Raw genomic sequence first — 20,032 nt, 5'->3', positions numbered from 1 at the left:
CTCGCGATGGGGCCATTACATTCAATATTGATGTTGATTGTTGATCCGCCATCGCGAGCAAGCTCGCTCCCACAGGGATGGATGGTGTTTGTGAAACCTCGTTAAACCTCAAGTTCCTGCTTTAGCGGTGCGATACGCCCCCGGCCCAACGCCATACACCTGCTTGAACTGCCGGCTCAGATGACTCTGGTCGGCAAATCCCAACTGCATGGCGACTTCCAGCGGCAGACAACCACTTTGCAGCAACGCCCTGGCCCGGGCGATGCGCTGTTGCATCAGCCAGGTGTGCGGCGGCATGCCCGTGGCGCGGCGGAACACTCGGGCAAAGTGGAACGGCGAGAGGTTGACCGCCGTCGCCAGTTCTTCCAGCGAGGGAGGGGCCGCCAGTTGTGCATGGAGCAGATCCTTGGCCAGGCTTACGGCCCGGTGCTCCTTGCCGGGTTTACCGGCATCTGGCACCGCGGCATGCCGCTGCAACAGCGACAGCACCAATTCGCGCCAGACCGTTTGTTGCTGCAAGGCGGTGGCGGGGCTCTCCAGCAGTCGATGGAGTTGGCAGAAGCCGTTCACCAGATCCTGGTCGCGATACAGCGTCGCACCGAAGGCCGGCAGGTGGTGAGTGGGCAGTTCGAGTTCGGCCAGCAGCGAGGTGATCTGCCCGCTGTCCGGATAAAACGCCCGGTACAGCCAGCCATCCTCGGTGCCTTTGTGCCCGGTGTGCAATTCATCGGGGTTGATCAGCACCAGCGTGCCGCTGCCTGCCAGGTGTTCGGCGCCGCGATAGCGATAACGCTGGGCACCGGCCATGATCATGCCGATCACATAGCCGTCATGCACATGGGGGGCGAAACGGTGATCGATGTAGCGTGCGGACAACAACTCGACCCCGGCCAGTGGCGGGGTTTGCCAGAAGTGGATCGACTCGCCCTGATCAGCGTCCATGACTCAAGCGCGCCCTGTGGCGGCCAGCCACTCGGGGATGCGTCGCTCCAGGTAGTAACCCGGTTGCCTGAGCGTGCCGTCGACGAAGCCGACGTGCCCACCCTTGGCTTGCAGCTCGAACTGCGTACAGGCGGACAACTCATCGACGTGCGGCAGGCTGTGGGGAAACACGAAGGGGTCGTCGGCAGCCTGGATCATCAGGGTCGGTGTACGAATTTCGCCAAGGAAATAGCGGCTTGAGGCTCGGCGATAGTAGTCCTGGGCATCGGCGAAGCCGTGCAGTGGCGCGGTGACGCGGCCGTCGAAATCCCAGAACGTGCGCATGTTTTCCAGTGATCCGAGGGCCGTCAGGGCTGCCAGGCCCTCTTCGCGTCCGTCGTGCTGGAACTGTCGCTGCTTGTTCTTGATGTAGGCGACCATCTCGCGCATGAAATGCGCCTGGTAAATTTTCGAGAAGCCCTGGCCGATGCGATCGGCGCACTGGTCCAGGCGGAACGGCACCGACACCGCCACGGCAGCCATCACGCCGCTGTCGCTGCCAGTCTCGCCCAAATGCTTGAGCAGGACATTACCGCCCAGGGAGTAACCCACCGCATACAGTGGCGCGAGAGGCCGTTTGGCGCGCAAATGCCGGATGGTTTCGGCCAGGTCTTCGCTGGCGCCGGAATGGTAGCTGCGTGGCAACAGGTTGGGCTCGCCCGAACAGCCGCGCCAGTTCAGCGCGACGCTGGCCCAGCCCCGGTCACCCAATGCCTTTTGCATGCCGGCCACGTACGGCGAATTCGACGAACCGGTGAGCCCGTGCAACACCAGTACCAAGGGCGCATCGGCGCTGTGCGGACCGTGCCAGTCGAGGTCGAGAAAATCGCCATCTTCAAGCCACAGGCGTTCGCGCTCGCGGCCGATGTGCACGGTTTTACGCCACAGCGGCCCCCACAAGGTTTGCAAGTGCGGGTTGCCAAGGCCTGGGGCGGGGGTGAAGCGTTCTGGCGGATGGGGCACGTTCTTTCTCGATGCAGCGGTGCGTAGCGGGTACGCACCTTTTTCAGGCCGTTCGATTAACCGGCGATCTCTGCCATACGTTGCCACAACGAGTAGTAGACGCGCCCGGATTTCTGCTCGCGATGCAGGCGCCAGTTCTCCGGCAGGCCCAGGGTCGAAGGCGCGGACTCGCTTTCGGTGTACACCCAGGCATCTTCGGCCAGCCATTGGCGCTCTTCGAGCAACTTGCAAACGACGGGCAGCAGGTTCTGGTTGAACGGCGGATCGAGGAACACCAGGTCGTAGGCCGTCGCGGTCTGGGTTTCCAGGTAGCGCAGGGCGTCGGCGGTCTGGACCTGGCCGTTGGTGCAACGCAGCGTACCCAGGTGCTCCTTCAGGCTGGATACCGCAATGCTGCTGGCGTCCAAGGCCTGACCCATGGCCGCGCCACGGGACAAGGCTTCGAGGAACAGCGCGCCGCTGCCGGTGAACGGGTCGAGGACCTTGGCGCCCGGCACGTACGGCGCGAGCCAGTTGAACAGGGTTTCACGCACACGGTCGGGCGTCGGGCGCAGGCCCGGGGCGTCGGGGAAGCTCAGTTTGCGGCTGCGCCATTCGCCGCCAATGATGCGCAGTTGGTTCACGCCGTTGTGGACGTTTTTGGCGGGTTTTTTAGGATGGGCCATTAGTGCTCCGGAACCCCGAGCGGCTGCTCGGAAGGTTTATCAGTAGGGGCCGGTAACGGCTTTTGCGGCACGGTCGGGCCAGCGCTGACGATGACCATCTTGTCCGTGCTCAGGTGTTTGTTCATGGCGGCTTTGACCTGTTCGACGGTCAGGGCCTGGGACTGCTGCATGAAGTCTTCCAGGTGGCTCAGCGGCAGGTTGTAGAAGCCGATGGCGCCCAGTTGGCCGACGATATCGGCGTTGCTGGCGGTGGACAGCGGGAAGCTGCCGGCCAGTTCGCGCTTGGCGTCGTCGAGTTCTTTTTCGGTCGGGCCGGTCTTAAGGTAGTCGGCGAGCACGTCCTGCACCAGTTTCAGGGTGCCTTCGCTCATCTCGGCACGGGTCTGCAGGTTGATCATGAACGGGCCGCGCGCCTGCATCGGGGTGAAGCCCGAATACACGCCGTAAGTCAGGCCACGCTTCTCGCGCACTTCGCTCATCAGGCGGGTACCGAAGCCGCCGCCACCGAGAATCTGGTTACCCATGGACAATGCCGTGTAGTCCGGGTCGTCGCGGTCGATGCCCAATTGCGCGAGCATCAGGTTGGTCTGTTTGGACGGGAACTCGATGTGGCCGACGCTGGCCTTGGGTTCGACCGGTTGCGCGATCTTCGGCAAGGCTGGGCCTTTGGGCAGGGCGTTGGAAACCTGCGCAGCAATGGCTTCTGCTTCTGCGCGGGACAGGTCGCCGACCAGTGCGATGACCACGTTGCCGGCTGCGTAGGCTTTCTGGTGGAACGCACGCAGTTGTGCCGCGGTGATCGCCGGTACGCTTTTCGCCGTGCCGTCGCTGGAATGCGCGTACGGGTGATCACCGTACAGGCGGCTCATCAGTTCCAGGCTCGCCAGTTTGCCGGGGTTCTGTTTCTGGTATTCGAAACCGGCGAGCATCTGGTTCTTGATGCGATCCAGCGAGTCGGCAGGGAAGGTCGGCTTGCCGATGACCTCGGCGAACAGCTGCAGGGCCGGTTCGCGCTTGTCCCTGGCACTGAGGCTGCGCAGCGAAGCGATGGCCATGTCCTTGTAAGCGCCGTTGCCGAAATCGGCACCCAGGCCCTCGAAGCCCTGGGCAATGGCGCCGACGTCCTTGCCGGCCACGCCTTCGTTGAGCATGGCGTTGGTCAGCAATGCCAGGCCCGGTGCATCGCCGTCCTGGCTGCTGCCGGCGGCGAAGATCAGGCGCATGTCGAACATCGGCAGCTCATGGGCTTCGACGAACAGCACCTTGGTGCCTTCGGCGGTGTTCCAGGTCTGCACGTCCAGCTTGCGGTGGTTCGGCGCCTTGCCGTTGAGTTCTGCCAGCGATTGCAGTTTCTGGCTGGCCTTGGCCTTGTCCAGGGCTTCGCTGGCATTGGTTTCGCCAGAGCGCGACAGATAGAACGCGGCAGAGCCGATCACGGCAACGGCGACCAGGCCGATCAGGGCCAGGCGGGATTGTTTACGCTCACTCATGAGTCGTCTCCAGAGGCAATACATGGGCGATGCTGAGACGTTCGCGGGTGAAATACAGCTTGGCGGCTTTCTGGATGTCTTGCGGGGTCACGCTTTCCAGGTCGGCCAGTTCGGTGTCCATCAACTGCCATGACAGGCCGACGGTTTCCAGTTGGCCGATGGCGGTGGCCTGGCTGGTGATCGAGTCGCGCTCGTAGACCAGTCCGGCGATGACTTGTGCGCGGACCCGTTCGAGTTCTTCGGCCGTCGGCGCAGTGGTTTTCAGTTGCTCGAGCAGCTTCCACAAACCGGCTTCGGCCTGGGCGATGGTCTTGTGCTTCTGCGAGTTGGGTGCTGCCGACAGGGTAAAGAGGCTGTCGCCACGGGTATAGGCGTCGTAACTCGACGAGCCGCCGGACACCAGTTCTTCTCCGCGCTCCAGTTGCGTCGGGATGCGTCCGCTGTAGCCGCCGTCGAGCAGCGCCGAGATCAGGCGCAGGGCATTGACCAGGCGTTTGTCGTCGGCGGTGGCAATGCTCGGCACGTTGAAGGCCAGCATCAGGCTGGGCAACTGGGTCTGCACATGCAGGGTGATCTGGCGCTCGCCCGGTTCGGCCAGCTCCAGCGGTTTTTTCGCGGCCGGCACTTCACGCCTGGCGATCGGGCCGAAGTAACGCTGGGCCAGGGCTTTGACTTCGTCAGGCGTCACGTCACCGACCACCACCAGCGTGGCGTTGTTGGGCACGTACCAGGTCTGGTACCAGTGGCGCAGTTCTTCGACTTTCATCCGCTCAAGGTCGGCCATCCAGCCGATGGTCGGCGTGTGATAGCCGCTGGCCGGGTAGGCCATGGCCTTGAAGCGTTCGTAGGCCTTGGACATCGGCTTGTCGTCGGTACGCAGGCGGCGTTCTTCCTTGATGACCTCGATTTCCTTGGTGAACTCGTCGGTCGGCAGGCGCAGGCTGGCCATGCGGTCGGCTTCCAGTTCGAAGGCTACGCCCAGGCGGTCGCGGGCCAGCACCTGGTAGTAGGCAGTGAAGTCGTCGCTGGTGAATGCGTTCTCTTCGGCACCGAGGTCGCGCAGGATCAGCGAGGCTTCGCCGGGACCAACCTTCTCGCTGCCCTTGAACATCATGTGTTCCAGTGCGTGGGACAGGCCGGTATTGCCCGGCGTCTCGTAGCTGGAGCCGACCTTGTACCAGACTTGGGAGACCACCACGGGTGCACGGTGGTCTTCACGCACGACCACCTTCAGACCGTTGTCGAGGGTGAATTCGTGGGTGGGTTGCGGGTCGGCAGCCAGGGCCGAAAGGGGCAGGCAAACTGTGCTGAGCAGCAGGCCTGCGGCGCGGCGGGCAAGAGCATTCATTCGTTTTCAAACCTTTGGGGCTGCCCGCTTGTTCTTAGCGTCAGCGGGCGAGAGGGTGCTAGGATACTGATCCGTTTTACTGGCGGCCACGCCTATCAGGCCTTTGACCGGCCTGTGGGTTGCATGGGTTACCGGCAGAAACTTTGAGTTTGTCAGCTAAACTCTGCGTTTTCGCCGACGATGCCGTTCCAGTCCTTCGTATTAGTCGACCTTTGAGGCGCCGTGGGCACCTCGACAAAATGTTGCGCGTGAACAAGCTGGGTCAATCGCAGTCTGTTCTGCATCGAATATTTATTTGCCGGGGCGCCATTGGCGCGTCGCTACCGTGAGATAGCCGTCCTCCATGTTTGGTTCCAACGACGACAAGAAGACCCCAGCTGCGGCTGGCGAGAAAAAAAGCCTGTTCGGATGGCTGCGCAAAAAGCCGCAGGACCCCGTCGTCGAACAGCCACAACCCGTTCCTGAGCCCGCGCCGGCACCTGCCCCGGCCCCGGTAATAGAAGAAGCGCCCGCGCCGGTGGTCCTGCCGATTGCCGAACCGGTGCTGCAGCCACAGGCCGACGTTGTTGCCGAACCTGTCAGTGAAGTCTTCGAGCAACCGCTGAGCACTGCTGCCGAGCCTTGGCTGACCTTGCCTGTGGCGGAAGAGCCGGTGGCACTGGTCGAGAATGACCTGGCCCCCCATGTGACTCCGCCGATTCCGGCCCCGGCTGCGTTTGCCCCGGCACCGGTTCATGCGCCTGTGGTCGAGCCGGTGGTGGCGCCGATCGTTGTGGCTGAGCCTGCACCTGCACCTGCACCGGTCGTAACCGAACCGGTTGCCCCGGTGGTCGTGGCCCCGGTAGCCCCGATTGTTGCAGAACCTGTTTCCGTTCCCGCTCCAGTCGAAGCTCCTGACGAAGCTCCGGTCGAACCGGTACGCAGCGAAGAAACCAAAGCCGGCTTCTTCGCCCGCCTCAAGCAGGGCCTGTCCAAGACCAGCGCCAGTATCGGCGAAGGCATGGCCAGCCTGTTCCTTGGTCGCAAGGCCATTGATGACGAGCTGCTCGAAGACCTCGAAACCCGTTTGCTGACCGCCGACGTTGGTGTCGAAGCCACGTCGGTGATCATTCAGCGTCTGACCCAGAAGGTCGCGCGCAAAGAGCTGGCCGACTCCGACGCCCTGTACAAATCCCTGCAAGCTGAACTGGCCGCCATGCTCAAGCCTGTCGAGCAGCCGCTGAAAATCACCTCGCAGAACAAGCCGTTCGTGATTCTGGTCGTCGGCGTCAACGGTGCCGGCAAGACCACCACCATCGGCAAGCTGGCGAAGAAGCTGCAGCTGGAAGGCAAGAAAGTCATGCTCGCCGCTGGCGACACCTTCCGCGCCGCGGCGGTGGAGCAATTGCAGGTATGGGGTGAGCGCAACAAGATCCCGGTGATCGCGCAGCACACTGGCGCCGACTCGGCCTCGGTGATCTTCGACGCCGTGCAGGCCGCCAAGGCCCGTGGCATCGATGTGCTGATCGCCGACACCGCCGGCCGCCTGCACACCAAAGACAACCTGATGGAAGAGCTGAAAAAGGTTCGCCGCGTGATCGCCAAGCTCGACGCCGACGCACCTCATGAAGTGCTCCTGGTGCTTGACGCCGGCACCGGTCAGAACGCCATCAACCAGGCCAAGCAATTCAACCAGACCGTCGAACTGACCGGCCTGGCGCTGACCAAGCTCGACGGCACCGCCAAAGGCGGGGTGATTTTCGCCCTGGCCAAGCAATTCGGCCTGCCGATCCGCTACATCGGCGTCGGCGAAGGCATCGACGATTTGCGTACCTTTGAAGCAGAACCCTTTGTCCAGGCATTGTTTGCCGAGCGGGAGCGTTCATGATTCGTTTCGAACAGGTCGGTAAGCGCTACCCGAACGGTCACGTCGGCTTGCATGAGCTGAGCTTTCGAGTCCGTCGTGGCGAGTTTCTGTTTGTCACCGGCCATTCCGGCGCCGGTAAAAGCACCTTGTTGCGGCTGTTGCTGGCCATGGAGCGTCCGACCAGCGGCAAACTGCTGCTCGCCGGGCAGGACCTGAGCACCATCAGCAATGCGCAGATTCCTTTCCTGCGCCGGCAGATCGGCGTGGTGTTCCAGAATCACCAGTTGCTGTTCGATCGCACGGTGTTCAACAACGTTGCGTTGCCGTTGCAGATACTGGGCCTGTCCAAGGCCGAGATCGCCAAACGCGTGGACTCGGCTCTGGAACGCGTGGCATTGTCGGATAAAACCGACCTGTACCCGGGCGACCTGTCCACCGGTCAGCAGCAGCGCGTCGGTATCGCCCGAGCCATCGTCCATCGTCCGGCCTTGCTGCTGGCGGACGAACCGACCGGTAACCTCGATCCGCGTCTGGCCGCCGAAATCATGGGCGTGTTCGAAGACATCAATCGCCTCGGTACCAGCGTGCTGATCGCCAGCCACGACCTGGCCCTGATCGCCCGCATGCGCCATCGCATGCTGACGCTGCAACGCGGTCGATTGATCGGTGACGGGGAGGCCGCGGTATGAGTGCAACACGCAGCCCCAAGGTTTCCGAGCGCGTAGCCCCGAAAGCGGCCGATCCGCAGCCGCAAAAGAAAAAACACGACGATGACGACGGGCCGGACTTTGCCACGTTGTTCCGTGCCTGGATCGAAAGCCATCGCGCCAGCATGGTCGACAGCCTGCGCCGCCTGGGCAAGCAGCCCATCGGCAGTTTTTTCACCTGCATGGTGATGGCGGTGGCCCTGAGTTTGCCCATGGGGCTGTCACTTTTGCTAAGTAACGTCGAGCGTCTTGGCGGCTCATGGCAGCGTGCGGCACAGATTTCCCTGTATCTGGACCTTGAGGCCAAGCCGACCGAAGGCGAATCGCTGCGCGATCAGATCAAGGGTATGCCTGGTGTGGCCGATGCCGAGTACGTGGGGCGCGAGCAGGCGCTGGAAGAGTTCCAGCAACAGTCGGGGCTGGGTGAGGCACTCAAGGAGCTGCCGGAGAATCCGCTGCCGGGCGTGGTCCTGGTGACGCCGACCGAAGTCGACAAGCCGGCCCTTGAAGCATTAAGACAAAAACTATCCGAGCTGCCGAAGGTACAGCAGGCGCAACTTGATTTAGTCTGGGTCGAGCGTCTGGCAGCCATCCTCAAGCTGGGTGACCGTTTTGTCTTCGGTCTGACCGTGCTGCTGGTTTCTGCATTACTTTTGGTGATAGGCAATACCATTCGTCTTCATATTGAAAACCGCCGCACAGAGATAGAAGTGATTAAACTGGTCGGCGGCACTGACAGCTATGTGCGCAGGCCCTTCCTGTATATGGGCGCGCTGTATGGCTTCGGTGCGGGCATTCTGTCCTGGGGCGTTCTCGCGTTCGGCCTGGATTGGCTGAACGACGCGGTGGTAGGGCTGGCCGGTTTGTACGGCAGTGATTTTGCGCTGGCCGGAGTGCCGGTTGCCGACGGTCTGTCTCTCTTGCTTGGCGCGGTGCTGTTGGGGTATATCGGTGCATGGATTGCAGTCGCACGCCACCTGAGGGAGCTTGCGCCTAAGTAGTATCATTTTGCTCGTATTGACCTTTCAGCTTTTATGGGTTTTAGGGAACTTGTCTTTCGGTTTCCGGTCAATTTTCGCAGTGCTGAACTGCACGAGTTTGTAAGTGGGAGGTTTTTTCGTATGACCAATTCTTTGCAACCTGCATATGCTCTGGTCCCGGGTGCGAACCTGGAGGCCTATGTGCACACCGTCAACAGCATTCCATTGCTGTCGCCGGAGCAGGAGCGTGAACTGGCCGAGAGTCTCTATTATGAGCAGGATTTGGGGGCGGCTCGGCAGATGGTGCTCGCCCACCTGCGTTTTGTCGTACATATCGCCCGTAGCTATTCCGGCTACGGCCTGGCTCAGGCTGACCTGATCCAGGAAGGCAACGTCGGCCTGATGAAGGCCGTGAAGCGCTTCAACCCGGAAATGGGCGTGCGCCTGGTGTCCTTTGCCGTGCACTGGATCAAGGCGGAAATCCACGAGTTCATCCTGCGCAACTGGCGCATCGTGAAAGTCGCGACCACCAAGGCCCAGCGCAAGTTGTTCTTCAACCTGCGCAGCCAGAAGAAGCGTCTGGCCTGGTTGAATAACGAGGAAGTCCATCGTGTAGCCGAAAGCCTGGGTGTAGAGCCTCGGGAAGTGCGCGAGATGGAAAGTCGCCTGACGGGCCATGACATGGCCTTCGACCCGGCTGCCGAAGCGGACGACGACAGTGCCTTCCAATCGCCGGCCAACTATCTGGAAGACCACCGGTACGACCCGGCGCGTCAACTGGAAGACGCGGACTGGAGCGACAACTCCAACCACAACCTGCACGAAGCGCTGGAAGTGCTGGACGACCGCAGCCGTGACATTCTCTACCAGCGCTGGCTGGCGGAAGAAAAAGCCACGCTGCATGACCTGGCGCAGAAGTACAACGTGTCGGCCGAGCGTATTCGTCAGCTTGAGAAGAGCGCGATGAACAAGCTCAAGTTGTCGATCGCTGCATAATTTGTGCGAAGGCAATAAATAACGCCCCGATCATTGATCGGGGTGTTTTTGTTTGTGGCTGATGGTCGGCTTGCGATGGGCCCTGTGGGAGCGAGCTTGCTCGCGATGGCGTCGGTTCAGTCGATATCAATGTTGGATGACCTACCGCAATCGCGAGCAAGCTCGCTCCCACAGGGATCTTCAGTGCTTCAGTAAATGGTGATCAGTTATTGGGCCCAAGGCGCCCGGCGCGAATCGTTCAGCCCGACCAGATAGCTGTCCCCGCCCAACTGACTCATCTGCTGCCTGATCCAGCCAGCCCGTCGCGCCACGTAAGCGGTCGGATGGCTCGCGCTCCAGACACGCGGGTTGGGCAGAACGGCCGCCAGCAAGCTCGATTGCTGGCGGCTGAGGCCTTTGGCACTGACGCCAAAGTGATGACGGGCCGCCGCTTCGGCACCAAACACACCGTCATCCCACTCGACACTGTTGAGGTACACCTCAAGAATTCGCTGCTTGGGCCAGAACACTTCGATCAGTGCGGTAAACCAGGCTTCCAGGCCTTTGCGCATCCAGCTGCGGCCAGACCACAGGAACAGGTTTTTCGAGACCTGCTGGCTGAGGGTGCTGGCGCCGCGGATCGAACCGCCGCGCTCGTTGTGGGCAAACGCTGCCTGAATCGCGCCGATATCGAAGCCCCAATGCTCGGGGAATTTCTGGTCTTCGCCGGCAATCACCGCAACTTTGAGGTCATCAGAGATCTCGTCCCAGGGTTTCCAGGTCCGTTGCAGGTCAATGGGTTCGCCGTCAAACCAGGACTCGATCTTGCGCTCGACCATCAGCGCAGTCCCCGGCGGCGGCACCACGCGAAAGATCAGCACCAGCAAAACGCTACCGCCCATGAACCAGAGCACGGCCTTGGTGAAACGACGGAAATAGATACGCAGCATAGAGATGGCTTGGCCGAACCCGTTGAGCGGGCCATTATACAGACCCTTTGGATCGAAACTGACTGGAGTTCTGCATGCTGCTGCGTGGTTTTCTGATGCTGGCCGCTTTTTTCGGCTTCACCGGTGTCGGCCTCGGCGCCTTTGCCGCCCACGGCCTGAAAAACAGCTTGAGCGCCGAGTACCTGGCGATCTTCCATACCGGCGTCACCTATCAACTGGTGCACACCCTGGCATTGTTGGGCGTCGCGTTGCTGGCCACGCAGATCCCCGGGCGTCTGGTGACTTGGGCGGGTGCATCGTTTGTCATCGGTATCTTGCTGTTCTCCGGCAGCCTGTATCTATTGACGCTGACGGGCATCAGCAAGCTCGGCATCATCACGCCATTGGGTGGCCTGGCCTTCCTCGTTGGCTGGCTCTGCCTGGGGTTGGCCGCCTGGCGCCTGCCGCTGACCGCTTGACGCTTGTTGCTGACCTTTAGGTCATGATCGGGCTAGAATGCCAGCCCCTAAAAATGATGGCGGCATCCGGCATGCGCATTCAGTTGAACGGCGAATCCTTTGAACTGCCCGACGGTGAAACCGTTGCGGCCCTGATCACCCGTCTGGACCTGACCGGTCGCCGGGTGGCGGTCGAACTCAATCTGGATATCGTCCCGCGCAGTCAGCATGCAGACACCACGTTGAACGACGGTGACAACGTCGAAGTGGTGCACGCCATCGGCGGCGGCTAGCCACCTCGGTCCGGTGGCCACAGAATTCATCAAGTACCTCACCCCTACAGAGGATTTCCCATGAGCATCGTTCGCAGCGACAAGCCTTTCGTCCTGGCCGGTCGTACTTACCAGTCGCGTTTGCTGGTCGGTACCGGCAAGTACCGTGACATGGAAGAAACCCGCACCGCCATCGAAGCTTCGGGTGCCGAGATCGTCACCTTCGCCGTGCGCCGCACCAACCTTGGCCAGATCGAGGGCGAGCCGAACCTGCTCGAAGTGCTGTCACCGGATCGCTACACCTTCCTGCCGAACACCGCCGGTTGCTACGACGCCATCGAAGCCGTGCGCACCTGTCGCCTGGCCCGTGAGCTGCTCGATGGCCACAATCTGGTCAAGCTGGAAGTGTTGGCCGATCAGAAAACCCTGTTTCCCAACGTGATCGAAACCCTCAAGGCCGCCGAGACGCTGGTCAAGGAAGGCTTCGACGTGATGGTCTACACCAGCGATGACCCGATCATCGCCCGGCAACTGGCAGAAATCGGCTGTATCGCGGTGATGCCGCTGGCCGGTCTGATCGGCTCCGGTCTGGGGGTCTGCAACCCGTACAACCTGCAGATCATCCTCGAAGAAGCCAATATTCCAGTATTGGTGGATGCTGGTGTCGGTACTGCTTCCGACGCCACCATCGCCATGGAGCTGGGTTGTGATGCCGTGCTGATGAACTCGGCCATCGCCCACGCCCAGCAGCCGGTCATGATGGCTGAAGCCATGAAACATGCCATCGTCGCAGGCCGCCTGGCCTACCTCGCCGGCCGCATGCCGAAAAAACTCTATGCCAGCGCCTCTTCGCCGCTGGATGGTCTGATCAAGTAAGAGCCATTGATGACTGAATCGAACGACACGCCTATCCAGACGGAAGAAGGCGACGAGCGCCAACACCGCCGCATCAAGAGTTTCGTGATGCGCGCCGGGCGCATGACCGAAGGCCAGCAAAAGGGCCTGGAGCAGGGCACGCCGCTGTTCGTGCTGCCGCTGGCCGATGCGCCGGTGGACTTCGACCAGGTGTTCGGTCGCTCGGCACCGCGCTCGCTGGAAATCGGTTTCGGCATGGGCCATTCGCTGTTGGAAATGGCCGCGGCCGCGCCGGACCAGGATTTCATCGGCGTCGAGGTTCACCGTCCGGGTGTCGGCGCGCTACTCAATGGCGTGCTGACCCAGGGTTTGACCAACCTGCGAGTCTACGATTGCGATGCCATCGAAGTGCTCAACCGCTGCGTGGCCGATAACAGCCTCGATCGCCTGATGCTGTTTTTCCCGGATCCGTGGCACAAGAGCCGTCACCACAAGCGCCGTATCGTTCAGGCGTCCTTCGCTGAGCTGGTGCGCAGCAAGTTGAAAGTCGGCGGCATTCTGCACATGGCCACTGACTGGGAACCGTACGCCGAGTACATGCTGGAAGTGATGAGCGTGGCGCCGGGTTACCGCAACCTCGCCGAAGACGGCAAGTGCGTACCGCGCCCGGCCGAGCGGCCGATCACCAAGTTCGAACGCCGTGGCGAACGTCTTGGGCATGGCGTGTGGGATTTGAAGTTCGAAAAACAGTCCTGACCCGTACAAACCTGTAGGAGCCGGCTTGCTGGCGATGGAGTGTCAGTCAACATCGATGTGGCTGACACACCATCGCCAGCAAGCCGGCTCCTACAGGTTTTTTGCGCCTGGAAATCAGCGGCGGTCTGCCACGACACCAATCAACACCAGCACCACCAGCAACACCGGCGCCAGGCTGTAGTTGTTGAACTGGCTCAGGCCACGCACGACCCATGGCGTGGCGTAGATCAGTGCCGCGCCGCTGCCGATCATGCACAGCAGGGACATCAGCGGTACGCGCAAGGCGCCGGCGATGCTACCCAGGCGCTGCTCGACCCAGCCTTTGAAGTCCGCACCGAACAGCACCAGCAGGCAGCCCACCAGGGCCAGGGCGATTTCCGAGAGGTTGCTGCGGCTCCAGCGAGACACGGTGGCAAGCAGGTCGAGTACCAAATCCATTGGATTTCCTTATGTCAGAAATTTCTGCAGCAAGTCGTTGAGGAACAGTTGTCCGCGCTCGGTGGCTACCAGACGTGACGGTTCGACCTGTAACAGGCCGCTTTGTTCGGCTTCACGGCGGCCTTCAGCAAGGCTTTCCAGGGTCATGCCCGTACGCTCCGGGTACAGCCGCGATTCGACGCCTTCCGTCAGGCGCAGCGCGTTCATCAGGAATTCGAACGGCATCTCATCGTTGGCCAGCGCTTTCTCGCCAGCCTGGAAGCTCTTCGCCGGATTCAGGTAATCCTTCGGCAGGCGGGTTTTCCAGGTGCGGATGATGCGCCCGTCGGGATGGCTGAGCTTGCCATGGGCGCCGGCGCCGATGCCAATGAAGTCGCCAAAGCTCCAGTAATTGAGGTTGTGGCGCGCCGGGCGACCGGGCAGGGCATAGGCCGAGACTTCGTATTGTGCGTAACCGTGTTCGGCCAGCAGCGCCTGACCGGCTTCCTGAATGTCCCACAGCGTGTCGTCTTCCGGCAGCGTCGGCGGCTGGTTCCAGAACACGGTGTTCGGTTCCAGGGTCAGTTGATACCAGGACAGGTGTGTCGGTTTCAGGGCAATGGCTGTGCGCAGGTCCGCCAAGGCATCGTCCAGGGACTGATTCGGCAAGCCGTGCATCAAGTCCAGGTTGAAGTTATCGAACCCGGCCTGCCGCGCCATGCCGGCGGCGCGTACGGCTTCGTCGCCGTTGTGAATCCGCCCCAGGGCCTCGAGCTGTTCTTGCTGGAAACTCTGGATGCCGATCGACAGGCGATTGATCCCCAGTTTCCGGTACGCGACAAACTTGTCTTGCTCGAACGTCCCCGGATTGGCTTCCAGCGTGATTTCGATGTCGCTGGCAAACGGGATGCGTTGTTCGACGCCTTTGAGCAAGCGCCCCAGCGAATCGGCGCTGAACAGGCTCGGCGTGCCGCCACCAAAGAAAATCGAGCTCAGCTCACGACCATGAACGGCGTGCAGATCCTGGTCGAGATCGGCGAGCAAGGCGTCGACATACTCTTCCTCCGGCAGCACGGGGCTGGCGGTGTGGGAGTTGAAGTCGCAATAAGGGCATTTGCGCACGCACCACGGGATGTGGATATACAGCGCCAGCGGCGGCAGCACAGGCAGGGCCGCCCGAGGCGATTGAGCGTCGCCGCCGAAGATCAGCGGCGACGCGGATGGTTCACGGGTCATTTCAAGCCCAGGCGCTGGCGCAGCAGATCCATTGCACGGGCGCGGTGGCTGATCTGGTTCTTGTCGCCAGGGCTCAGTTCGGCGCTGGAGCAATCGCGTTCCGGCACCCAGAACAGCGGGTCGTAGCCAAAGCCGTGTAAACCGCTGGCCTGGGTCAGGATGCGCCCGTGCCACAGGCCTTCGCAGAGGATCGGCAGCGGATCATCGGCGTGGCGCACCAACGCCAGCACGCAGACGAACTGCGCACCGCGTTCGGCTTCGGGCACGTCTTTCAACACGTCGAGCAGCTTGGCGTTGTTCGCCGCATCGCCCTTGCCATCGGCATAACGCGCCGAGTAGATACCTGGTGCGCCGCCAAGGAAGTCCACCGCCAGCCCGGAATCGTCGGCCAGTGCCGGCAGGCCGGAAATGCGCGCGGCATTACGGGCCTTGAGGATGGCATTTTCGACGAACGACAGACCGGTCTCTTCAGGCTCGACGCTGCTGAACTCGCCGATCGAGCGCAGTTGCACCGATTCGCCGAGCATGGCCTGGAGTTCCTTGAGTTTGCCGGCGTTATGGCTGGCCAGTACGAGTTGGGTGAAGTTCATCATTCGCCGGGGAAAAGCTCTTGGTTGAAATTGATGGTGTTGATCTTGTCACCGTTCTGCACCTTGATGTCGAAGGTGCGGACTTCCTGCTGAGGTACCGGGTATTGGGCGATGTAGTAGATCGCTCCCTGCTCGGTGACTTGTTTGAAATTCAATGTATAGCTTTGGCTGGTCAGGTCCTTGATCGTGCCGGTGACCTCGGCCGTCACCGGCGTGCCGGCCTTGATCACCGAAATATTGATTACGCCCTGGTCCTTGCTGCGCGTCAGTTGGGCGGCCTTGGCCACGTCCGGCAGCAGGTAGGTGGAGTTGAAGGTGTTGTAGTGCACCGTCACGTCACCGAAGGTTTCCTTGCGTTCGCCCTTGATGGCGTCGGCAGCCATGGCGGTGACGCTCAGGCAGGCAGTGAGTAAAAGCAACGCTAGACGACCCATGATCGTTCTCCTTGAAATAGGGTGGATCAGACTGCGACCTTGTGGTCGGTAAGTCCCGGGCTGGTGACCCGGTAGATGCCGATCTCACCTAACAGATTAGGCCATAGCTTACTGGCCCACCCGTGCCGATGCTGTTGATCCACGGCAAGCCGATCAATGACCTTCGCTTCACGTTCGCGACACAAGGCTTCAAAGTCCGCGAAGGTGCAGAAGTGAATGTTCGGCGTGTTGTACCAGGTGTACGGCAGGAACTCGGAAACCGGCATACGGCCCTTGCTCGCCAGGTACCAGCGGCAGCGCCAGTGGCCGAAATTCGGGAAAGTGATGATGCACTGGCGGCCGACGCGCAGCATTTCCTCGAGGATCCTGTCCGGGTAGTGCACCGCTTGCAGCGCCTGGGTCATGACCACGACATCGAAACTGTTGCTGGCAAAGTTGCCCAGGCCCTTGTCCAGGTCCTGTTCGATGACGTTGATGCCCTTGGCCACGCATTCGGCGATGTTGTCCGCGTCGTTTTCCAGGCCATAACCGGTGACTTGCTTGTTATCGCGCAGCCAGGTCAGCAGTTCGCCATCGCCGCACCCGAGGTCGAGCACTCGGCTGCCGGCGGGGATCCATTCCTGGATGATTTCCAGATCAGCTCTCATGGCTTTCTCACAACGTAATGCGGTTCATGTAATTGCCGAATGCCTGCAGATAGCGCGGGATCGGAATCAGGAAGGCGTCGTGGCCTTGCGGGGCGTCGATCTCGAGGTAGCAGACGTCCTTGCGCGCAGCCATCAGTGCGTCCACCAGTTCCCGCGAGCGGGCAGGGGAGAAGCGCCAGTCGGTGGTGAACGACATCACGCAGAACCTGGCGTTGGCACCTTCGAGGGTTTTCGCCAGGTTATCGTCGAAGTTCGCCGCTGGATCGAAGTAATCGAGCGCCTTGGTCATCAAAAGATACGTATTGGCGTCGAAGCGTCCGGAGAACTCTTCGCCCTGATAGCGCAGGTAGCTTTCAACCTGGAACTCGACGCTGTGGAAGTCGTAGTTGAGCTTCTCGCTCTTGAGCCCGCGGCCGAATTTTTCACCCATGGAGTCGTCGGACAGGTAGGTGATGTGCCCGACCATCCGCGCCAGCATCAGGCCGCGCTTGGGGATCACGCTGTGTTCCTGGAACGAACCGCCGTGGAATTCCGGGTCGGTGAGGATCGCCTGGCGTGCCACTTCGTTGAACGCGATGTTCTGTGCCGACAGCTTGGGCGCCGAGGCAATGGCTACGCAGTGGCGGATGCGGTCGGGGTAGGTGATGCTCCATTGCATCGCCTGCATGCCGCCCAGGCTGCCGCCGATCACGGCCGCGAATTGGGCGATGCCGAGACGATCGGCCAGACGCGCCTGGCTGTGCACCCAATCCTCGACGGTCAACACCGGGAAGTCGGCGCCGAACGGCTTGCCGGTCTCCGGGTTGATGCTGCTCGGGCCGGTGGAGCCGTTGCAGCCGCCGAGGTTGTTCAGGCTGACCACGAAGAACTTGCTGGTGTCGATCGGCTTGCCGGGACCGATGCAGCTGTCCCACCAACCGGGTTTGCGGTCGTCGGTGCTGTGATAGCCGGCAGCATGGTGGTGTCCGGACAGGGCGTGACAGATCAGCACGGCGTTGCTCGCCGAGGCGTTCAGCGTGCCGTAGGTTTCGTAAATCAGGTCATAGGCCGGGAGCGAACGACCGCAGGCCAAGGCCAGCGGCTCGCTGAAGTGCGCCACTTGCGGCGTCACCAGACCAACAGAATCGGGGGGAAAGGCAGCTGGCATCGACCCTGCTCTCATTGAAATGAGGCGTAAGTCTAAAGACCGCCGGGGTTAGCGGCAAGCAAAGGCCGGGCCTGATTTTTCCCGTGAGACCGAGGTGCGGCCATCGCGGGCAAGCCACGCTCCCACAGGGGTACGTATTCAATGTGGGAGCGTGGCTTGCCCGCGATGCACGATAACGCGGTCAGCCGGCCGAACGGGTCAGATCAGTACGCGGAGGATTTCCGGCATCATGGTCATGGCGGCGAGGTTGTTGATCACCAGCATGTCGATCAGTTTGATCGTCAGGAACGCAAAGATCGGTGACAGATCCAGCCCGCCCAGGTTCGGCAGGAACTTGCGGAACGGCGCCAGGGCCGGTTCGCAGACGTCGTTCACCAGCTCGGCGCCCGGGTTATGGCTGCCCGGGGCGACCCAGGACAGGATCACGCTGATGATCAGGGCAAAGAAGAAAATGTTCAGGAACAGCGCGGTCACGCCGATGATCGACCAGATCAGCAGTTGCAACGGGTTGCCGGTGGTGCCGTAGGTCAGCAGCAGGGTCAGGGCCATCAACGCCAGTTGTACCAGGATCGCCAGCACCAGCGAGGACATGTCCAGGCCGAACACGCTCGGGATGATTCGGCGCAGTGGCTTGAGCAGCGGTTGGGTGGCCTTGACGATGAACTGGCAGAGCGGGTTATAGAAGTTCGCCCGCACCAGTTGCAGCACGAAGCGCATCAGCACGATCAGCAGGTACAGGCTGCCGAGGGTTTGCAGCACGTAGACTGCTGCGGTGTTCAATCCAATCATGAAAAGCTCCTTATTGACCCAATTGTTCGGCCATCTCGGCCGAGCGATGCGCGGCAGCGCCGAGTGCTTTTTCGACCATGGCTTCGAAGCCATTGGCCTGGAACGACTTGATTGCAGCTTCCGTGGTGCCCGCGGGCGAGGTGACACGGCGGCGCAGTTCCGCAGCGTCGACGTCGCTGGAAACCGCCATGTGCGCCGCGCCCAGAGCGGTTTGCAGCGTCAGTTGCGCGGCGATGTCCGCCGGCAGGCCGAGTTTCACGCCGGCGGCGGTCATGGCCTCGATCAGAAGGAAAAAATACGCCGGGCCCGAGCCGGAAACGGCGGTAACGGCATCCAATTGCTGCTCTTCATTCAGCCAAAGGGCGATGCCGACCGCGGACAGCAGCTCCTGGGCTTGCTGACGCTGTTCGGCAGTCACTTCGGCGGTGGCGAACAGGCCGCTCACGCCCTGACGCAACAGCGCCGGGGTGTTGGGCATGCAGCGCACGATCGGCTGGGCGCCGAGCCAGTTGTTCATGCTGGCGCAGGTGATGCCCGCGGCAATCGACACCACCAGCTGATGGGGTTTGAGGCTTGGGCGGATGGCTTCGCACACGGCTTTCATCGCCTGCGGCTTGACCGCGAGGACGACGACGTCGGCGCCATCGATGGCCTGGGCGTTGTCGGCGAAGGTTTCGATGCCGTGTTCAGCGCTCACGCGGGCGCGGGTTTCTTCGCCCGGGTCGCTGGCGCGGATCTGTGTGGCTTCCAGACCCTTGGCCCGCAGGCCGCCGATCAGGCTGGCGGCCATGTTGCCGGCACCGATAAAGGCAATACGCGTCTTGCTCATGTCAGGTCCTTATAAAGAGGTCACGGTTGACCGTAGTCGCGAGCGCCAAACAGGGCCGTACCGATACGGACCCAGGTGGCACCTTGGGCAATGGCCGACTCAAGGTCGTGGCTCATGCCCATGGAAAGTGTGTCGAGTGGCAGATTCAGGCTGGCCTGCAGGGTTTGCACGGCAGCAAAAGCGGCATCCTGGGCAGTGCGATCTTCGGTCGGCTCGGGAATCGCCATCAATCCACGCAATTTCAGGCGCGGCAGTGCGCAGATGGCATTGGCCAGGGCCGGCAGATCGGCTGGGGTACAGCCGGATTTGCTCGCTTCACCGCTGACGTTGACCTGAATGCAGATGTTCAGGGGCGGCAGATCGGCGGGACGTTGTTCGGACAGGCGTTGTGCGATTTTCAGACGATCCACGGAGTGCACCCAGTCGAAGTGTTCGGCGATAGCACGCGTCTTGTTCGATTGAATGGGGCCGATGAAGTGCCAGATCAAGGGCAGGTCGGTCAGTTCCAGCTGCTTGCCCAGCGCTTCCTGCAGGTAGTTCTCGCCAAAGTCGCGCAGGCCGGCGGCGTAGGCTTCACGCAGGTCCTGTGCGGGTTTGGTCTTGCTCACGGCCAGCAGATGGACACTGTTCTCGGCGCGGTTGGCGGCGAGTGTTGCGGCGTTTATGCGCGAACTAACCTGAAGAATGTTGTCTGCTATGGTGGACATCAAGAGGCGCC

General features: G+C 61.6%; 23 protein-coding genes. 8 read left to right on the top strand and 15 right to left on the bottom strand.

Features of this window, described 5'->3' with window-relative positions:
• Nucleotides 1-108 precede the first annotated feature (108 nt).
• The 5 genes from EI969_RS04665 to EI969_RS04645 are packed head-to-tail and all read right to left on the bottom strand — an operon-like array spanning nucleotide 109 to nucleotide 5,447.
• Nucleotides 109-942: an AraC family transcriptional regulator gene (locus tag EI969_RS04665; protein WP_160386136.1), complete on the bottom strand. Its 834-nt coding sequence runs from the start codon at nucleotides 940-942 to the stop codon at nucleotides 109-111.
• 3 nt (nucleotides 943-945) lie between these two features.
• Entirely contained in the window at nucleotides 946-1,944 is a 999-nt protein-coding gene (locus EI969_RS04660; RefSeq protein WP_160386135.1) for a hydrolase, read from the bottom strand.
• A 56-nt stretch (nucleotides 1,945-2,000) separates the two neighbouring features.
• The gene (rsmD, locus tag EI969_RS04655) at nucleotides 2,001-2,609 is read right to left on the bottom strand and encodes a 16S rRNA (guanine(966)-N(2))-methyltransferase RsmD (protein WP_160386134.1); all 609 of its coding nucleotides are present in this window, start codon (nucleotides 2,607-2,609) and stop codon (nucleotides 2,001-2,003) included.
• A complete protein-coding gene (locus EI969_RS04650; RefSeq protein ID WP_160386133.1) occupies nucleotides 2,609-4,099 on the bottom strand; it encodes a pitrilysin family protein in 1,491 nt (496 codons plus the stop codon). Before EI969_RS04650 ends, rsmD begins: the two co-directional genes overlap by 1 nt.
• Nucleotides 4,092-5,447, bottom strand: coding sequence for a pitrilysin family protein (locus EI969_RS04645; RefSeq protein WP_160386132.1), 1,356 nt, complete (start codon nucleotides 5,445-5,447; stop codon nucleotides 4,092-4,094). Before EI969_RS04645 ends, EI969_RS04650 begins: the two co-directional genes overlap by 8 nt.
• 343 nt (nucleotides 5,448-5,790) lie before the next feature.
• Here EI969_RS04645 and ftsY point away from each other — a divergent pair, with 343 nt between their 5' ends.
• The 4 genes from ftsY to rpoH all read left to right on the top strand — a co-directional run bounded on the left by ftsY (nucleotide 5,791) and on the right by rpoH (nucleotide 9,976).
• Nucleotides 5,791-7,314, top strand: a complete 1,524-nt coding sequence (gene ftsY / locus EI969_RS04640) for a signal recognition particle-docking protein FtsY (protein WP_160386131.1) — start codon at nucleotides 5,791-5,793, stop codon at nucleotides 7,312-7,314.
• Complete coding sequence (gene ftsE / locus EI969_RS04635; RefSeq protein WP_007975383.1) at nucleotides 7,311-7,982, top strand: cell division ATP-binding protein FtsE; 672 nt, start codon at nucleotides 7,311-7,313, stop codon at nucleotides 7,980-7,982. The genes ftsY and ftsE overlap by 4 nt, the downstream gene beginning before the upstream one ends.
• Complete coding sequence (ftsX, locus tag EI969_RS04630) at nucleotides 7,979-9,001, top strand: permease-like cell division protein FtsX (protein ID WP_160386130.1); 1,023 nt, start codon at nucleotides 7,979-7,981, stop codon at nucleotides 8,999-9,001. Before ftsE ends, ftsX begins: the two co-directional genes overlap by 4 nt.
• 120 nt (nucleotides 9,002-9,121) lie before the next feature.
• Nucleotides 9,122-9,976 carry an RNA polymerase sigma factor RpoH gene (gene rpoH, locus EI969_RS04625; protein ID WP_007975386.1) on the top strand — a complete coding sequence of 285 codons (855 nt, stop codon included), beginning with the start codon at nucleotides 9,122-9,124 and terminating at the stop codon, nucleotides 9,974-9,976.
• Nucleotides 9,977-10,182: 206 nt separating this feature from the next.
• Here rpoH and mtgA read toward each other — a convergent pair whose 3' ends face one another.
• The gene (gene mtgA / locus EI969_RS04620; protein ID WP_160386129.1) at nucleotides 10,183-10,905 is read right to left on the bottom strand and encodes a monofunctional biosynthetic peptidoglycan transglycosylase; all 723 of its coding nucleotides are present in this window, start codon (nucleotides 10,903-10,905) and stop codon (nucleotides 10,183-10,185) included.
• Nucleotides 10,906-10,982: 77 nt separating this feature from the next.
• Here mtgA and EI969_RS04615 point away from each other — a divergent pair, with 77 nt between their 5' ends.
• The 4 genes from EI969_RS04615 to trmB all read left to right on the top strand — a co-directional run bounded on the left by EI969_RS04615 (nucleotide 10,983) and on the right by trmB (nucleotide 13,225).
• Nucleotides 10,983-11,363 (top strand): DUF423 domain-containing protein, encoded by a 381-nt coding sequence (locus tag EI969_RS04615; protein ID WP_160386198.1) that lies wholly within the window; start codon nucleotides 10,983-10,985, stop codon nucleotides 11,361-11,363.
• Between the two features lie 71 nt (nucleotides 11,364-11,434).
• Nucleotides 11,435-11,635: a sulfur carrier protein ThiS gene (thiS, locus tag EI969_RS04610; RefSeq protein ID WP_160386128.1), complete on the top strand. Its 201-nt coding sequence runs from the start codon at nucleotides 11,435-11,437 to the stop codon at nucleotides 11,633-11,635.
• A 60-nt stretch (nucleotides 11,636-11,695) separates the two neighbouring features.
• Nucleotides 11,696-12,490, top strand: a complete 795-nt coding sequence (locus EI969_RS04605; RefSeq protein WP_160386127.1) for a thiazole synthase — start codon at nucleotides 11,696-11,698, stop codon at nucleotides 12,488-12,490.
• Between the two features lie 9 nt (nucleotides 12,491-12,499).
• Nucleotides 12,500-13,225: a tRNA (guanosine(46)-N7)-methyltransferase TrmB gene (gene trmB / locus EI969_RS04600; RefSeq protein WP_103395777.1), complete on the top strand. Its 726-nt coding sequence runs from the start codon at nucleotides 12,500-12,502 to the stop codon at nucleotides 13,223-13,225.
• Between the two features lie 114 nt (nucleotides 13,226-13,339).
• On the opposite strand, the gene EI969_RS04595 is transcribed toward trmB, so the two are convergent.
• From EI969_RS04595 to EI969_RS04555, 9 genes are all read right to left on the bottom strand, one after another.
• Nucleotides 13,340-13,663, bottom strand: a complete 324-nt coding sequence (locus EI969_RS04595) for a DUF3392 domain-containing protein (RefSeq protein ID WP_007987827.1) — start codon at nucleotides 13,661-13,663, stop codon at nucleotides 13,340-13,342.
• 9 nt (nucleotides 13,664-13,672) lie between these two features.
• Nucleotides 13,673-14,878, bottom strand: a complete 1,206-nt coding sequence (hemW, locus tag EI969_RS04590) for a radical SAM family heme chaperone HemW (RefSeq protein ID WP_256678225.1) — start codon at nucleotides 14,876-14,878, stop codon at nucleotides 13,673-13,675.
• Nucleotides 14,875-15,471 carry an RdgB/HAM1 family non-canonical purine NTP pyrophosphatase gene (rdgB, locus tag EI969_RS04585; RefSeq protein WP_160386126.1) on the bottom strand — a complete coding sequence of 199 codons (597 nt, stop codon included), beginning with the start codon at nucleotides 15,469-15,471 and terminating at the stop codon, nucleotides 14,875-14,877. Before rdgB ends, hemW begins: the two co-directional genes overlap by 4 nt.
• Nucleotides 15,468-15,902, bottom strand: coding sequence for a DUF4426 domain-containing protein (locus EI969_RS04580; RefSeq protein WP_160386125.1), 435 nt, complete (start codon nucleotides 15,900-15,902; stop codon nucleotides 15,468-15,470). The genes rdgB and EI969_RS04580 overlap by 4 nt, the downstream gene beginning before the upstream one ends.
• A gap of 26 nt (nucleotides 15,903-15,928) precedes the next feature.
• The gene (gene metW, locus EI969_RS04575) at nucleotides 15,929-16,549 is read right to left on the bottom strand and encodes a methionine biosynthesis protein MetW (RefSeq protein ID WP_160386124.1); all 621 of its coding nucleotides are present in this window, start codon (nucleotides 16,547-16,549) and stop codon (nucleotides 15,929-15,931) included.
• Between the two features lie 7 nt (nucleotides 16,550-16,556).
• Nucleotides 16,557-17,696: a homoserine O-acetyltransferase gene (locus EI969_RS04570; RefSeq protein ID WP_160386123.1), complete on the bottom strand. Its 1,140-nt coding sequence runs from the start codon at nucleotides 17,694-17,696 to the stop codon at nucleotides 16,557-16,559.
• Nucleotides 17,697-17,894: 198 nt separating this feature from the next.
• The gene (locus EI969_RS04565; RefSeq protein ID WP_160386122.1) at nucleotides 17,895-18,485 is read right to left on the bottom strand and encodes a YggT family protein; all 591 of its coding nucleotides are present in this window, start codon (nucleotides 18,483-18,485) and stop codon (nucleotides 17,895-17,897) included.
• Nucleotides 18,486-18,495: 10 nt separating this feature from the next.
• Nucleotides 18,496-19,314: a pyrroline-5-carboxylate reductase gene (gene proC, locus EI969_RS04560; protein ID WP_150718510.1), complete on the bottom strand. Its 819-nt coding sequence runs from the start codon at nucleotides 19,312-19,314 to the stop codon at nucleotides 18,496-18,498.
• A gap of 20 nt (nucleotides 19,315-19,334) precedes the next feature.
• Nucleotides 19,335-20,021 (bottom strand): YggS family pyridoxal phosphate-dependent enzyme, encoded by a 687-nt coding sequence (locus EI969_RS04555; RefSeq protein WP_160386121.1) that lies wholly within the window; start codon nucleotides 20,019-20,021, stop codon nucleotides 19,335-19,337.
• Between the last annotated feature and the right edge of the window lie 11 nt (nucleotides 20,022-20,032).

It is taken from the genome of Pseudomonas sp. PB101 (genome assembly GCF_009764265.1).
Classification (GTDB): Bacteria; Pseudomonadota; Gammaproteobacteria; order Pseudomonadales; family Pseudomonadaceae; genus Aquipseudomonas.
Note: the sequence above shows the minus strand (reverse complement) of the source record. Positions and strands in the feature narration are given on the sequence as shown.

What these genes read in the sequence shown, in the direction of transcription:
- EI969_RS04580 (WP_160386125.1), bottom strand. Translation starts at nt 15,902, where the DNA reads ATGGGTCGTCTAGCGTTGCTTTTACTCACTGCCTGCCTGAGCGTCACC.
- mtgA (WP_160386129.1), bottom strand. Translation starts at nt 10,905, where the DNA reads ATGCTGCGTATCTATTTCCGTCGTTTCACCAAGGCCGTGCTCTGGTTC.
- rdgB (WP_160386126.1), bottom strand. Translation starts at nt 15,471, where the DNA reads ATGATGAACTTCACCCAACTCGTACTGGCCAGCCATAACGCCGGCAAA.
- EI969_RS04565 (WP_160386122.1), bottom strand. Translation starts at nt 18,485, where the DNA reads ATGATTGGATTGAACACCGCAGCAGTCTACGTGCTGCAAACCCTCGGC.
- EI969_RS04555 (WP_160386121.1), bottom strand. Translation starts at nt 20,021, where the DNA reads ATGTCCACCATAGCAGACAACATTCTTCAGGTTAGTTCGCGCATAAAC.
- hemW (WP_256678225.1), bottom strand. Translation starts at nt 14,878, where the DNA reads ATGACCCGTGAACCATCCGCGTCGCCGCTGATCTTCGGCGGCGACGCT.
- trmB (WP_103395777.1), top strand. Translation starts at nt 12,500, where the DNA reads ATGACTGAATCGAACGACACGCCTATCCAGACGGAAGAAGGCGACGAG.
- EI969_RS04645 (WP_160386132.1), bottom strand. Translation starts at nt 5,447, where the DNA reads ATGAATGCTCTTGCCCGCCGCGCCGCAGGCCTGCTGCTCAGCACAGTT.
- EI969_RS04605 (WP_160386127.1), top strand. Translation starts at nt 11,696, where the DNA reads ATGAGCATCGTTCGCAGCGACAAGCCTTTCGTCCTGGCCGGTCGTACT.
- EI969_RS04595 (WP_007987827.1), bottom strand. Translation starts at nt 13,663, where the DNA reads ATGGATTTGGTACTCGACCTGCTTGCCACCGTGTCTCGCTGGAGCCGC.
- ftsX (WP_160386130.1), top strand. Translation starts at nt 7,979, where the DNA reads ATGAGTGCAACACGCAGCCCCAAGGTTTCCGAGCGCGTAGCCCCGAAA.
- metW (WP_160386124.1), bottom strand. Translation starts at nt 16,549, where the DNA reads ATGAGAGCTGATCTGGAAATCATCCAGGAATGGATCCCCGCCGGCAGC.
- rsmD (WP_160386134.1), bottom strand. Translation starts at nt 2,609, where the DNA reads ATGGCCCATCCTAAAAAACCCGCCAAAAACGTCCACAACGGCGTGAAC.
- proC (WP_150718510.1), bottom strand. Translation starts at nt 19,314, where the DNA reads ATGAGCAAGACGCGTATTGCCTTTATCGGTGCCGGCAACATGGCCGCC.
- EI969_RS04650 (WP_160386133.1), bottom strand. Translation starts at nt 4,099, where the DNA reads ATGAGTGAGCGTAAACAATCCCGCCTGGCCCTGATCGGCCTGGTCGCC.
- EI969_RS04665 (WP_160386136.1), bottom strand. Translation starts at nt 942, where the DNA reads ATGGACGCTGATCAGGGCGAGTCGATCCACTTCTGGCAAACCCCGCCA.
- ftsE (WP_007975383.1), top strand. Translation starts at nt 7,311, where the DNA reads ATGATTCGTTTCGAACAGGTCGGTAAGCGCTACCCGAACGGTCACGTC.
- EI969_RS04570 (WP_160386123.1), bottom strand. Translation starts at nt 17,696, where the DNA reads ATGCCAGCTGCCTTTCCCCCCGATTCTGTTGGTCTGGTGACGCCGCAA.
- thiS (WP_160386128.1), top strand. Translation starts at nt 11,435, where the DNA reads ATGCGCATTCAGTTGAACGGCGAATCCTTTGAACTGCCCGACGGTGAA.
- ftsY (WP_160386131.1), top strand. Translation starts at nt 5,791, where the DNA reads ATGTTTGGTTCCAACGACGACAAGAAGACCCCAGCTGCGGCTGGCGAG.
- rpoH (WP_007975386.1), top strand. Translation starts at nt 9,122, where the DNA reads ATGACCAATTCTTTGCAACCTGCATATGCTCTGGTCCCGGGTGCGAAC.